The 13,055-nt window shown below is 63.1% G+C and carries 13 protein-coding genes; 7 read left to right on the top strand and 6 right to left on the bottom strand.

Annotated elements, in window-relative coordinates; genetic code table 11:
• Positions 1-76: 76 nt before the first annotated feature.
• The 5 genes from ACFTWF_RS28820 to ACFTWF_RS28800 form a co-directional block, all read right to left on the bottom strand.
• Positions 77-331: a hypothetical protein gene (locus ACFTWF_RS28820; RefSeq protein WP_378464541.1), complete on the bottom strand. Its 255-nt coding sequence runs from the start codon at positions 329-331 to the stop codon at positions 77-79.
• 8 nt (positions 332-339) lie between these two features.
• Positions 340-1,731, bottom strand: coding sequence for an SRPBCC family protein (locus ACFTWF_RS28815; RefSeq protein ID WP_378464540.1), 1,392 nt, complete (start codon positions 1,729-1,731; stop codon positions 340-342).
• Positions 1,732-1,851: 120 nt separating this feature from the next.
• The gene (locus ACFTWF_RS28810; RefSeq protein WP_378464539.1) at positions 1,852-3,591 is read right to left on the bottom strand and encodes a PEP-utilizing enzyme; all 1,740 of its coding nucleotides are present in this window, start codon (positions 3,589-3,591) and stop codon (positions 1,852-1,854) included.
• Positions 3,588-4,622, bottom strand: a complete 1,035-nt coding sequence (meaB, locus tag ACFTWF_RS28805; protein ID WP_378464538.1) for a methylmalonyl Co-A mutase-associated GTPase MeaB — start codon at positions 4,620-4,622, stop codon at positions 3,588-3,590. Before meaB ends, ACFTWF_RS28810 begins: the two co-directional genes overlap by 4 nt.
• Positions 4,622-4,984, bottom strand: coding sequence for a 2Fe-2S iron-sulfur cluster-binding protein (locus ACFTWF_RS28800; RefSeq protein WP_378464537.1), 363 nt, complete (start codon positions 4,982-4,984; stop codon positions 4,622-4,624). The genes meaB and ACFTWF_RS28800 overlap by 1 nt, the downstream gene beginning before the upstream one ends.
• Positions 4,985-5,246: 262 nt before the next feature.
• Between ACFTWF_RS28800 and ACFTWF_RS28795 the strand changes: the two genes are divergently transcribed.
• Genes ACFTWF_RS28795 through ACFTWF_RS28765 form a run of 7 tightly spaced genes read left to right on the top strand, consistent with a single transcriptional unit; the run spans position 5,247 to position 12,025 of the window.
• Entirely contained in the window at positions 5,247-5,666 is a 420-nt protein-coding gene (locus ACFTWF_RS28795) for a cobalamin B12-binding domain-containing protein (protein WP_378464536.1), read from the top strand.
• On the top strand, positions 5,663-7,318 hold the full coding sequence (locus ACFTWF_RS28790) for an acyl-CoA mutase large subunit family protein (RefSeq protein WP_378464535.1): 1,656 nt from the start codon (positions 5,663-5,665) through the stop codon (positions 7,316-7,318). The genes ACFTWF_RS28795 and ACFTWF_RS28790 overlap by 4 nt, the downstream gene beginning before the upstream one ends.
• Positions 7,315-8,982, top strand: coding sequence for a class I adenylate-forming enzyme family protein (locus ACFTWF_RS28785; RefSeq protein ID WP_378464534.1), 1,668 nt, complete (start codon positions 7,315-7,317; stop codon positions 8,980-8,982). Before ACFTWF_RS28790 ends, ACFTWF_RS28785 begins: the two co-directional genes overlap by 4 nt.
• A complete protein-coding gene (locus ACFTWF_RS28780) occupies positions 8,979-9,998 on the top strand; it encodes a thiamine pyrophosphate-dependent dehydrogenase E1 component subunit alpha (protein WP_378464533.1) in 1,020 nt (339 codons plus the stop codon). Before ACFTWF_RS28785 ends, ACFTWF_RS28780 begins: the two co-directional genes overlap by 4 nt.
• Positions 9,995-11,011 (top strand): alpha-ketoacid dehydrogenase subunit beta, encoded by a 1,017-nt coding sequence (locus ACFTWF_RS28775; protein ID WP_378464532.1) that lies wholly within the window; start codon positions 9,995-9,997, stop codon positions 11,009-11,011. The genes ACFTWF_RS28780 and ACFTWF_RS28775 overlap by 4 nt, the downstream gene beginning before the upstream one ends.
• Positions 11,012-11,041: 30 nt before the next feature.
• Positions 11,042-11,383 (top strand): hypothetical protein, encoded by a 342-nt coding sequence (locus tag ACFTWF_RS28770; RefSeq protein WP_378464531.1) that lies wholly within the window; start codon positions 11,042-11,044, stop codon positions 11,381-11,383.
• Positions 11,384-11,398: 15 nt separating this feature from the next.
• On the top strand, positions 11,399-12,025 hold the full coding sequence (locus tag ACFTWF_RS28765; protein WP_378464530.1) for a histidine phosphatase family protein: 627 nt from the start codon (positions 11,399-11,401) through the stop codon (positions 12,023-12,025).
• A 446-nt stretch (positions 12,026-12,471) separates the two neighbouring features.
• On the opposite strand, the gene ACFTWF_RS28760 is transcribed toward ACFTWF_RS28765, so the two are convergent.
• Positions 12,472-12,993 carry a PEP-utilizing enzyme gene (locus ACFTWF_RS28760; RefSeq protein WP_378464529.1) on the bottom strand — a complete coding sequence of 174 codons (522 nt, stop codon included), beginning with the start codon at positions 12,991-12,993 and terminating at the stop codon, positions 12,472-12,474.
• Between the last annotated feature and the right edge of the window lie 62 nt (positions 12,994-13,055).

Below are 13,055 nucleotides of genomic sequence, written 5' to 3'. Positions count from 1 at the left end.
TACTTTCCCGGCAATGGGCGCCGGAGTCGATCCGGCGTCCCATGGACACAGGATCCAGCTGGCACAGAGAGATCGGTCAGGCCTTGCGGGCCTGTCGGGACGACATTCGCCCCATCCAGCCCAGTAACTGGCGATTGGCGTAACGCAGTTCACCGGAGTGCCACTCACCAGATTCGGAGAAGATGCCCTCTCGACCTGTTTCCGGGTCGTGGACCTTCACCAGACCGTCGTCGGTCGCGGTATATACCTGGTGAGTCATCGGGTCGACGAGCTTCTTCTCCTTCTTCGGTTCCGATGTCGGCGTCTGCTCCGGTTGGTTCATTTCGATCACGCTCTCGCTCATTCCTCGATGTAGGTGGACAGCGTCTGATGCATCTGACGAATGCGGCTCTCCTGGTACTGGGCAAGGGTGAGCCCCTTCTTCAGCGTGGCCTTCATGCCCCGCTGCACCCACACCATGTTGTCGATATCCTGATCGAACACCGGCCCGAGCAGCCCCAGCTCTGCCACATCGGTGAACTGCTCGTCATCGGATACCCACCGAACCGGTGCAGACGGGGGCACCGGCTGTCCCTGAGGAGGGTCGGCCATGATGAGCGTCTCGAAGATGCACGAGTCCGGATCGAAACCGTTCGGCCGCCACCGGTAGACGATGTTGCTCTTGAAACCGCCCCACGGGTGAAAATTGGGAAAGACGGTGTGCTGAACGGTATCGAGCAATTCGCTGTCCGAGTACTGAGAATAGTCACGCCCGGACACCTTGGTGAGCTGCTTGCGCATCTCCTCCGCGAGGACCGCACGGGCGGTCGAGCCCTCCGGAATCTCGGGTAGATCACCGTCCGACTGAAGATCACGGCCGGTGTCCGCGGAATAGAACGTCCTTGCAGCGTAGAAGGACTCGAGGACATCCTGCTCGTCGACGAAGTCGGCCACGTGCGGACTGGGTACACCCTGCACGTTGATCATGCGGTTCCAGTGCGGCTGGTCGCTGGTGGCGTCGTATTGCGAGTTCGAATCGCCGGTCCAGGTGAGAATCTGTGGATGCGTAGCAATCACATGGTATGTCTCCATGAATGCTTCCTGGGCGGCCTTCCAGTTGAGAGGCAGCTTTTTCGCCACGTGGACGGCCTTGTATCGTGTTTCGATGGGCCAAATCCACTGGTCGACGAAGTTGCCCAGGAAATCGCTCAACGACTCGGCATCCGGGTCGGGATTGATGAACACGAACCCACGCCAGGTGTCGACCTTCGCTTCTGGAAGCGTCAGATCTGCCGGGTCGACATGCGGAAAATCCCATGCACACGGCAGCGTCTTCATCGTGCCGTCCAGATTCCAGGTGAAACCGTGGAACGTGCAACGAAGTTCCGGTACGTTGCCCCCGCGCTCGCGGATCAACCGGGCCCGGTGAAGGCACGCGTTGACGTATGCGCGGATGCCGGTTTCCGTTCGAATGACGATGTAGGAACGGTCACCGATCTCGTAGACGATATGGTCGCCGACCTCGGGAATGTCCCCTTCCACGCATGCCATCTGCCATACGCGGTACCACATCTTCTCCATCTCCACGCGAGCGAACTCGGGGGAAATGTAGCGCTCGATGGGAAGGTCGGTGGAATCGAGCTGATCGTTGCGGTTGTAGCGCAACGATGCGGGGACGGGCTTGCTGTCCCGGTCCAGATAGTCCTGAGCGCTGGGACCCTCCGAGCGCGGGGCGCCGGCTACTGCGGTCACGTGTTCTCCTCTGGGCGTACTTGTGCTGCTGGGCGTGTGATCAAAATTACTCGCTTCTTAGACTATTAGTCAAGCGACCATCGGGTGAACAGTGCCGGGAATATGAGATCGGCGGATGGGCTATGTCAGAACCTCGACCGTTCCCGTCGCTCCATTGACTCGAATCTGTTGCCCGGTAGCGATCTTCTGCAACACATTGCGCACCGACATGACGCACGGAATACCGAGTTCGCGACTGATCACCGCGGCGTGGCTGCCCTCGGCGCCGACCTGACACACCACCGCGCCGGCGACCATCAACAGCGGTGTCCACGACGGATCGGTGACCGCGCATACCAGAATCTCCCCGGGATCGAGATCGTCGACCTCGGCCAGATCGACGACGACACGCGCTGGGCCCTCGGCGACACCGGGAGCCGCTCCGATCCCCGGCAGCACCGTGCCGGGTGCCGAACCGGTGGACGTCGAGACGTCGGCTCGTAGCGGCCAGGTGTCGATCGGGGGGATCGGTGTGCCGTTCATGACGATGGGAGGTGGTACGCGTCGACGAAGGTCGTCGAATTGGGCGACCCGATAGCGCAACTCGGCGGAAAGGTCCGCTTCGCCGGTGACAATTCGGTCCAACTCGGTGTCGAGTGCGTAGAAGATGTCGAGAGGCGAAGACAGTGCGTGCCGGGTCGCCAGGCGCTCGCCCAACTCGACGAGCGGGAGACGCACTTCGTGAACAGCGCGGACGAGTGCGTCCTTGATGGATTCGCGCATCCGGAAGAAGCGCTGACCGGACGAGATCGCTGCGGAGAGGGTTGCAACCGTGTCCGCATCGGAGGCCGCCAGCTGCGTCAACTCGGCAACCGCCTGCTCACGCGTACTGCTGCCACCCGAGGACCTCGACTCCGGTGATTGCGCGTCGTCCTGATGGCGGATGCGATCGATCATCTCGAGTACGGTTTCCGGCCGCATGTCCCAGGACTGGGAAGCGAGGTCGTACTCGTTGGGACTGCGATGACCGTAGTCGGTCAGGAAATCGTCGAACGAGATTCGGAACGCATCGAGATCGGGATCGGAGTCGGTCGCCATGCGCTTGGGCAGATCCGCCGGACCCGCATCGAAAGCTGCAGTGAGTGAAGGGGATCGAGACACCATCCGTGACAGTTCCCAGACACGCCGATTCGTCTCGGCCGACTCTACGTCCCCTAGTGACGTGAAGGCGGCGACCGCGGCATCCGGACGGCCCAGAGCCGTAGCGATCGCGTGAGTGACACCGGGCCCGACCGACGCGCTGATCGTGACCTGTATGTAGATGTCCCACGCGCGGCGCAGATAGATGGCACACGCCTGTCGCGCATGCGCGAGAAGTTCGAGGTCCGACAGGTCATGGAGCTGTGGCCGCGCCGACCGCCATCCCCGTGCCTCATTCGAGAAATCCTCTGCGTACGTGATTCGATCCTGGGTGAGCGCTGCGTTCATGGTGGCAGCGAGCGCCTCGGTTCGATCGTCGTCGGTGTCCCGCGGGTCGGCCACGTACCGGGGCACATCGGGGTCCGAGCCGAAGTAGGTACGGTCGATGTCGTCGGGCTGCGCGCCCGGTGCTCGGACGCCGAACACTCGTCCGACGCTGACCTGGTTGTAGAAGTAGCCGCCCCAGCAGCCGTACACCTCGGCAACAGGGTCGCGAAACTCTTCACGGCGGAACCCTCCGAGGTGGACCCAGGCATCGACCGTGCCGGGAATCGCACCTTGTTCCCACGCCAGTGTCCAGGTCAGCGGCGGGAAGGGGGTGGGCCCCACCTCGTCGGCGTTCGCCCGGGTGTACAGCGGAAAGCGTGTGCTCGAGGGGGTATCAGTGATCCACTGCTTCATGGTCGGGTTCCTTGTCCTGGTTCGAGTGCGGTGAGCGGGTAGGGGGAAATCTTGGTCCCGACGAGCTCGTCGGCGGCTGCGTACGGGTCGAGTCGCCCTTCGGCGACCGCGCGAGCCAGCTCGGCCAGCGCCTGGCTCTCGGTCGAGGCGCTCGAATATCGGCGACGGAGTTCGGCGAGTGCTATCTCGCGCACCGTCCCGGCGATCCGCGATGTGCGGCGGGCGGCGATCGCACCGGTGTGCGCGAGGTGAACGCGATGGCGTTCGATGTCGGCGGCGAGGCGTTCGGACCCCTCACCGTTGGACGAGTTGGTGGTGACGATTCCGGTAACCCAAGCGTCTGGGTCGTCGGCCATCGTCGAGATCGAGCGAAGTTCGGAGACCAGCCTCCCGGCGCCGGGCTGGTCGGATTTGTTGACGACGAAGATGTCGGCGATCTCGAGTATTCCGGCCTTGGTCGCTTGAACGCTGTCTCCCATTCCGGGCGCCATCACGACCAGGGTGGTATCCGCCGTCGTCGCGATTTCGACCTCGCTCTGGCCGACGCCGGCGGTCTCGATGACGACGATATCGAATCCTGCAGCGTCCAGAACGTGAATCGCTTGTCCCGCAACAGCAGACAATCCGCCCAGCTGTTTACGTGCCGCCATTGACCTGATGAAGACCCCGGGGTCGGAGAACTGCTGTTGCATCCGCAAGCTGTCGCCCAGCACCGCCCCACCGGAGAACGGGGACGACGGATCGATCGCGAGTACGGCCACCGTCTTGCCGACCTCGCGAAAGCGCGCGCAGAGAGTGCCGATGAGCGACGATTTCCCGGCACCGGGCGGCCCAGTCACGCCGAGAATATGTGCAGCTCCCTCGGGCCGCAAGGCACCGGCGGCAACGCGTCGACGTGCTTCGGTGGAGCCTGCGTCGATCAGAGACAGAACACGAGCCAAGTTGCGTCGGTCACCGTAGTGGAGTCGTCCGACCATTGCGTCGATTTCCGCGGATTCGAACGTCCTCAGCGAACGCTCGCTGGCCGGCATCAGAGCTTCCTCGCGCGCACACCGCGCTTCACGACGACCACGCCGTCACCTGATATACGCAGCTGACACGCAAGCCGGGTCCACCCGTCGACAGGCTTCTTCAGTGCCTGTATTCCCTCCTGTTCGAGGGATCCGATGGGCGCACACTGGTCGACGCCTTCGCGAAGCTCGACATAGCACGTGCGGCACGTTCCCTGGCCCCCGCAGATTGTCGGCCACTTGTACCCGCTGCGTTGTGCCGCAGCCATCAAGGACTCGCCGGGCCTCACCGCTATATCGTCGTCGACCGGAAGCACTCGTACGACATGACCCTGGGCCGAAGCTGCCTCGCTGCAAGCCCCCGAAATATGCGCGTCTACCATCAAATAAGTCTATCTCTGTATTGTCTAGAGATAAAGTACTTGTGGCATCGAAGTTGCAACACCCGTCGAACCCGCAGCGGTGCGCTCGCGACGACCGCGCCCTACCGTGTGTGATTGTTTTCGGTCTTGACCTGCAGAAAGTGAGAACCGATCCTAAGGTGTGCGCAACCGAGCGGTGGACCTAGACAGGCAATAGTCGAACGATGTAATGTCTATCGTGCGACTAATTTTGAACGCTCATGAACCGTAGGAAGGCACGCGAGTGACTCGAGTGGGTGCGAAAGCCACGGACGACCCCGGCGTTCGATGCATGCTGGCCATGCTCGGGGTGGACGTGCATTCCAAGGGGCTCCGAACTTTGGCCCGTCTGCTCCGGGATCGTGGCGTCGAGGTCATCTACCTCGGCGAACACAATACGGCGGCGGGTCTCGTACAAGCGGTGATCGCAGAAGACCCCGACGTGCTCGGGCTGAGCTTCAGCACGAGTACCTACGTTCATCAGATCACGGCGCTGATGGCAGAGATGGACCGAGTCGATGTTGCGGATGTTCCGGTGATGGTCGGCGGGTTGATCCATCCGGATGACGAAACCGCGCTGAAGGAGTTGGGTGTGGCCGCGATCTTCGGACCCGGATCGACGATCGACGCGATTGTCCAGTTTCTCGAAAGCTCCCGGTCATGACGGACACGGGTGCCGACGATTTCACCGCCGACCAAGCATCGGTCAAGCTGTCCCGCACGGCGACGTGGGGAGGGCTCGAGACAGAAGCCAGCTACGGTCCCGCGGAACCCTCGGACGAGTACGAATCGGATCTCGGCGACCCGGGAACCTTCCCGTATGCGCGTGGCGCCTACCCGGCGATGTATCGCAGCCGCATGTGGACATTGCGCAACATCGTCGGCTACGGAACTCCGGCCGACACCCGTGACGGGATAGAGAAGGCGCGAGCAGCGGGATCGCCGGGAATCGACGTCGTCGTGGACACACTCAGCCAGGAAGCCATCGATCCGGACCACCCGTCCTTTCGCTTCGAGGTGGGGATGGAGGGGTGCACCATTGCCTGCGTGTCGGATCTCGAGGAGCTCCTGAAGGACATCGACGTCACCGAGACCGACATCGCGTGGCACATGACGGTACTGCTGTACCCCATGCTCGCCGCTTACGCCCGACGTCGAGGTATCCCGCTGCAGAAGTTGCAGGGTTCGCACATGCCGGATCACCTGCAACTCAATCTCACCGGATACGGCGAGCGCATCATGCCCGCCCGGCTCGCTCAACGAGCGACGGTCGACTGTCTCGAATACGTGTCACGGCACAGCCCGCGGTGGGCCTGCGGATTCCCGCAGGCATACAACATGCGCGAGCGCGGCCTGACGCCGGCCGGTGAAATCGCGGTGGGCATGGCCATCGTCAACCGGACACTGTCGGATCTGGCCGAGCGAGGTGTATCTGCCGACGATGTCGCACCATGCCTGGCCTGGGTGTCCACGTCCGACATCGACCTCTTCGAGGAGGTCGCCAAATATCGTGCGTTGCGGCGTATCTGGGCGCGAACTCTATCTGGTCGTTTCGGCGCGAAAGATTCTCGCAGCCTTCGGTTGCGCATCGCATGCCACACGTCCGGGCGATCGCTGACCTTCCAGCAGCCCTACAACAACGTACCGCGTGCAACCATTCAGACACTGGCCGCGATCCTCGGTGGTGTGCAGTCGGTCGAAACATGTACCTACGACGAACCCATCTCGATCCCGACGCACGAAGCGCGGGAACTCGCGATCCGCACACAGCAGATACTCGCTCACGAGGTCGGTGCGGCACGAACCGCCGACCCGCTCGGTGGTAGCTGGTACGTCGAAGATCTGACCAACCGAGTCGAGAACGAGGCGTTGCAGTTGCTCGAGGAGATCGAACAGAAGGGGCTGCTCGAAGCGGCCGAGTCGGGCTGGCTCGAGTCCCTGATGGACGAGAACAACGAGCGTATCGAGCGAGAAATGGCCGAGCATCGTCGAGTTGTCGTGGGCGTCAATGCTTTCTCGAACGACAGCGGCTCGAGGCCACCGCGCTTCACCTTCGACACCAAGAACATCGCCGGTCACATCGCATCGTTCACCGCCCGAAAAGAAACACGAAACGTTCCGGCGCTGCACGAGGCACTCCGCGTCATCCGCGACACCGCGGCGCGGGGGGAGAACTGCATGGACGCCATGATCGACGCCTTCGTCCTCGATGCGACCAGCGCCGAGGTGTGGGGAACATTCCGCACCGCCATGGGATACGACTACGACCCTTTCGGGGTCCTGACATCCCCCCTCGAGACAAGGAATCCTGCATGAACGCGCCCGCACGTCCCCGTCTCACTCATTCCTGGTGGGAGAGGGACCCGTCGGTCGAGATCCTCGACGTGACCGCCGGCCAGGTTCTGCGAGACGCCGCCGCGGCAGTACCCGACAGCATTGCACTCGTGGACGGCACTCTCGGCGCCGAGCACAGGCGCACGTGGACCTACAGTCAGTTTCTCGAGGTGGCCGAAGGAGTCGCTGCGGTTCTCGGGTCCCGGTACCGGCCGGGGGAGCGGTTGGCGGTATGGGCCCCGAACATGCCCGAGTGGGAAATGGTGCAATTCGGCGCCGCGATGGCGGGCCTGGTGATCGTGGCGGTCAATCCTGCCTACACAGCCGCCGAACTGCAGTACGTGCTCGCACAGTCCGAGGCCGCCGGAATCGTAGTCGCGCGAGAGCACCGGGGAGTCGATCTCGTCGGAGTCGTCGACGGTATCCGGGATCAGCTACCGCATCTGCGCGAAGTGCTGACGACGGACCCGTCGTCGCAGCTGTGGCAGTTTCCGACGACTCGTGGCGACCTTCCGGACGTGGGTCCCGACGATCCGCTGATGATGCAGTACACGTCGGGCACTACCGGGAAACCGAAGGGTGTCGTCTTGACGCACCGCTCGCTGTGCAACAACTCGCGGTTGTTCGGACGCAGGCTGGCACTGCCCGAGCAGTCGGTGTGGCTCAACTGCATGCCGATGTTCCACATCGGCGGTTCGTCGTTCGGTGCAATCGGTTCGATGTGGAGTCGAGCCGCGCACATCGTCACCACATTCGATCCGGCGGGCATGCTGGATCTCATTGAAGAATTGGAGCCGGCATTCGTCCCGCTCGTTCCGACGATGGTCCTCGCAATGATGGAGCACCCCAGTTTCGCCGGCCGCGATCTCTCGTCGGTCGACGTCATCATGGCCGGCTCCACGACGGTGTCTCCCGAGATCGTCCGCCGCGTCGAAGCCGAGTTCGGTTGCGCGTTCGTACCGTGTTTCGGCCAGACCGAAGCCAGTGGCGTCATCGCTCAGGCGCACCGCTCGGACTCCGCGGAGGACAAGTCGGGACGTGCGGGGCAGGCTCTCGAACAGGTCGACCTCAAGGTGATCGATCCCGTGACCGCCGAGATCGTGCCGTGCGGTGAAGTCGGGCAGTTCTGTCTCCGTGGGTACACCACGATGCGGGAATACTTCGGCATGCCCGAGGAAACGAATGCGACGCTCGATTCCGACGGATGGTTGCATACCGGTGACCTCGGGTTCATGGATGATCGAGGTTATGTCCAGGTGGTCGGCCGGTTGAAGGACATGATCATTCGGGGTGGGGAGAATATTTACCCCCGCGAGATCGAGGACACGCTCGACAAGCATCCCGACATCAGCGAGGTGGCGGTGATCGGTGTCCCCGATGACTACTGGGGTGAACAGGTCGCCGCGGTCGTCCGACTCGCCCCGGGAGTCGAGGCCGCTCAGGCGCAGGAATGGGTCGACTACGCACGCGCGCATTTGGCGAGTGCCAAGGTCCCGAGACTGTGGTACGTGCTCGATCGAATGCCGACCAACCCGGGCGGCAAGATTCAGAAGTTCCGATTGCTCGACCTCATCAAGTCGGGTGCCGCGGCCGATGCGACACCCGAGCGGTTGAGCTCGCGATCGAAGAAGGGAAGTGAGTCATGACGCAGTCTCCCACCACGGAGCAGGTCGACGTCGGCAATCTGTCGATCGACGACTTACGCGAGATGTACAGGACGATGCGGCTCATCACCGTCACCGGAGAGCGTGCGGTGGTCGAGGTCAAGGCGGGTCGGCTGAAGTCGGCGTTCTACCCCGTCCGCGGGCTCGAAGGCTCCTGCGCTGCACTTGGTTCAGCGATGCAGCCCGACGATCAGATCGTCTCGACGTATCGCAGTCTCGGGGACGCCCTGGCGAAGAGATCGTCTCTGCGCCGAATCATCGCAGAAATCTACGGCAAGGCCGAAGGCACGTCCAAGGGTAAGGGCGGTGCGATGCACCTTCACGACCAGGAGGCGGGTTTCATCACCAGCACCGGTGTCGTCGGAGCCGGTCTGCCGATCGCTGTCGGATTGGCCCTCGCCGCGTCCGTACGCGAGGAGAAGCGTGCTGTGATTGCCACATTCGGCGATGGTTCGACGTCCATCGGCGCGTGGCACGAGGCGATGAACCTGGCCGGGCTGTGGAAGCTTCCCATCGTGTTCGTCTGCCAGAACAATCAGTGGGCGGAGCACACCCCCATCAGTGAGTACGCCGCGGTCACCGACCTCGAGTCGCGCGCTCGGGCCTACGGAATGACGACCGTCAAGGTCGACGGGTTCGACCCCGTGCGAACGGCTCAGGTGCTCTCGGCGGCGACTGCGCGTGCGCGTGGTGGAGAGGGGCCGTCGTTCGTCGAGGTCGTGACCTATCGATTGACCGGCCATTCCGGATCGTCCGACTATTCCTACATGCCCAAGGACCAACTCGCGGCGGCAACGGAACGCGACCCCGCACCCGCCTTCCGCAAATGGTTGCTGGATGCGGGGATCGTGGACGAGGCGACACTCGACGACATCGATCAGCAGGTGGCGGCGGAAGTGGACGACGCCTTCGAGTTCGCGCAGAGCGCCCCACAACCCAACGCGAGCGAGCGGTACACAGATGTGTTCGCAGACGAAAGGCAGGTACCGAAATCATGACCGCGACAGTGGAACCCGTGGTCGACACCTCGTCGACCAAGCGCATGACCATGGCGGTGGCGATGAACTCCGCGCTCGACCTTGCGATGGACCGTGATGATTCGGTCATCCTCCTGGGAGAGGACATCGCCGACCCTGCCGGTGGAGTCTTCAAGGTGACGAAGGGCCTGTCGACGAAGTACGGCACGGGTCGCGTCCGCGCGACACCGATATCCGAGACCGCGATCATAGGCGCCGCGGTCGGTGCCGCACTCGCGGGAATGCGGCCTGTCGCGGAGATCATGTTCATGGACTTCGTGACGGTCTGTTTGGACCAGATCACCAACCACGCCGCGAAACTTCGCTACATGTCGGGTGGTCACTCGTCGGTTCCGCTGACGATCCGAACGACGGTCGGAGAGCAACGCTTCGGCGCTCAGCACACGCAGTCGCTCGAAACCTGGTTCATGCACACACCTGGCATCAAGGTCGTGATGCCGTCGAACCCGATCGACGCGAAGGGTTTGCTGGCATCGTGCATCGCCGACGACGACCCGTGCCTCTACATCGAGAACATTTCCCTGGCCTACAGCCAGAAGGACGAAGTCCCGGTCGGTGAATACTTCACCCCGTTGGGTGAAGCCGCCGTGACCCGCGCCGGTCGTGATGTCACCGTGATCACCTACGGTCCGGCCGTGCACACCGCTGTCGCGGCCGCCGAAGTGCTGGCCGGCGAGGGAATCGAGGTCGAGATACTCGATCTCCGCACCCTCCTGCCCCTCGACATGGATACCGTTCTGGCATCGACTTCCCGAACGGGACGTGCGCTCATCGTGCATGACGCACATACATTCCTCGGTCCCGGTGCCGAAATTGCAGCACAGATCGCCAACGAGCTGTTCGGTGAGCTGAAAGCTCCTGTGCGCCGGCTCGGCGCCGGTTTCAGTCCGGCGCCGTACGCGCCCTCGGGCTTGGATTTCCACCCGACGGCCGACGGCGTCGCCGCTGCCATCCGCGATGTCGTCGACTACTGACCGATCACTCGAAACGAAGGACGAACGAACATGGCCAAGGGAATTCTTCTTGTCCTCAGCAACGCCGTCGAAGGCGGTGACGAGGCTGAATTCAACCGCTGGTACAACGAGGTGCATGCACCGGAAATCGTGCAGCGCGGCGCTGCGGTGTCGTTCCGTAGGTTCAAGACCTCGGGCGTTCCCCTGAGCAAAGGCATCCCGGAGCCCGGGCAGGATTACGCCTGCGTGTACGAGATCGAAGCAGGGACCGTCGAAGACGTCGAAGCGATTGCCGAACTGTTGGAGCAGACCAAGGATCAGTCGCAGGGCGTCAGTCCGGAGATGGACCGCACGTCGGTGCGTGCTGCGTTCATGGTCCCGGTGACGAGCTAGAAGGGCCGTAAAGCGGTGGAAATCGTTCTCATTCGCCACGGCGAACCCCAGCTGGAGTCTGCGATGCTCCACGACCCGGAGCTGACCTCGCTCGGGGTCGAGCAAGCCAGGCTGCTCGGTGCTCATCTCGTGGACGAGGACATTGCGGCGGTGTACACGTCACCGTTGCGAAGGGCGGCGCAAACCGCGGAGACGATCGGCTCGGTTCTGGGCCGCACCCCGGTCGTTCGGGACGACCTCGCGGAGTTCGACCGTGACGCACCCGAGTACCTCGATTTCACGAAACTGGCAGCGGACGGGGATCCGCGATACGCGGCGTTCACTCGTGGTGACCTGAGCCCCTGGGGCACGGATCTCGAGACCTTTCGACAGCGGATCACAAAAGAGTTCGATCGGATAGTGGGCGACCACCGCGGACAACGTGTCGCGGTGGTCGCCCACGGCGGCGTGGCGAACTGCTACCTGGGAACCATCCTCGGTGCCGGCCGGTTATCGATTCACAAGCCGGCCCACACCGGTTTCGCACGGGTGATGGCAGATTCGGCCGGTCGCCGCGAGCTGGTCAGCATGAACGAGACGTCGCACCTGCGCCCGCTCCGGTTGTCTGCACCGGGTCGCGCGGTGCTGCCCAACCACCGCTGAGTGCCTCTTCCCTGGATGCGGGGGAAACCGGGGGATAGACAGGTCTGTCGGGAAGTTCCTCGTGCGCGGCACCGATTGTTCATCAAAGTACTCTTGTATTCGAGTATCGGACGATGAAACATCAGAGGGGTTCGGTTGTTCGTCACCCCCGGGAGAGCTGAGATGCGCCTCACGCTTTGCGTCGGAGTTCGTCGCCTCGTCACGGACGTCCGGTCCGCGGTACGTGCGAGGCGCGCTGTGCGCAGACTGTTCTGCGGCTACTGTGGTCGAGACTTGTTCTGTGCGAGAAGGGTTGGCTGTCTGTACTGTTCCGACCAGTGCGCCGAGCGTGACTGGGCTCGCCGAACCATGACGGTCGGTCTCGTCATGTACTGAGATCGAGCCGAGGTGGTCCGTGCATCGTCGGCGGGGCCTGCTGTACGAACCACCGGTCTGCCCGGGGTCGATCAGTGTCCGATCGTGACGGCGCCTGCCGCTCCGTCCACCGTGATCACCGTTCCGTTCGTGATGCGCCGGAGGGCGTAGGTGCAGGACACCACGCACGAGATCCCCAGCTCACGACTGACGATCGCGGCGTGACTCATCGGCGCGCCGACATCCACGACGACGGCTGCCGACGAAACGCACAGCGGGGTCCACGACGGATCGGTGCCGGGGGCGACGAGGATCTCGCAGGGTTCCAGCTCATCGGCCTGGTCTGGATCGTGGATGACCCCGGACGGGCCCGGTTGCCGTGTCCGCGCAGGCAGACACGCCCTGCAGCACGGTGCCGTCGGTGTCGACGTCTCGCTCGCGCGAATCGCGCCGTTCCACGTGTTGGTGGCGGGGGCACCATCGTGTCCATTCGTGCTCGACGGTGTCGGATGGTCTGTGTGTAGGAACCCGGGTTCTCGACGAAGTCTTCGAATTCTTGCCGGGTGACGAGGGCGAAGTCTTTCCGGGCGGTGGACACCCCTGAGTGGATCCATTACTCTAATGATAGAACATCTATAGATGGATAATCGGTGTCCTGAGGTTGCCGGGCAAGCGC

The sequence above is a fragment of the Rhodococcus sp. NPDC056960 genome, from assembly GCF_042674125.1.
Taxonomy (GTDB): Bacteria; Actinomycetota; Actinomycetes; order Mycobacteriales; family Mycobacteriaceae; genus Rhodococcus_F.
Note: the sequence above shows the minus strand (reverse complement) of the source record. Positions and strands in the feature narration are given on the sequence as shown.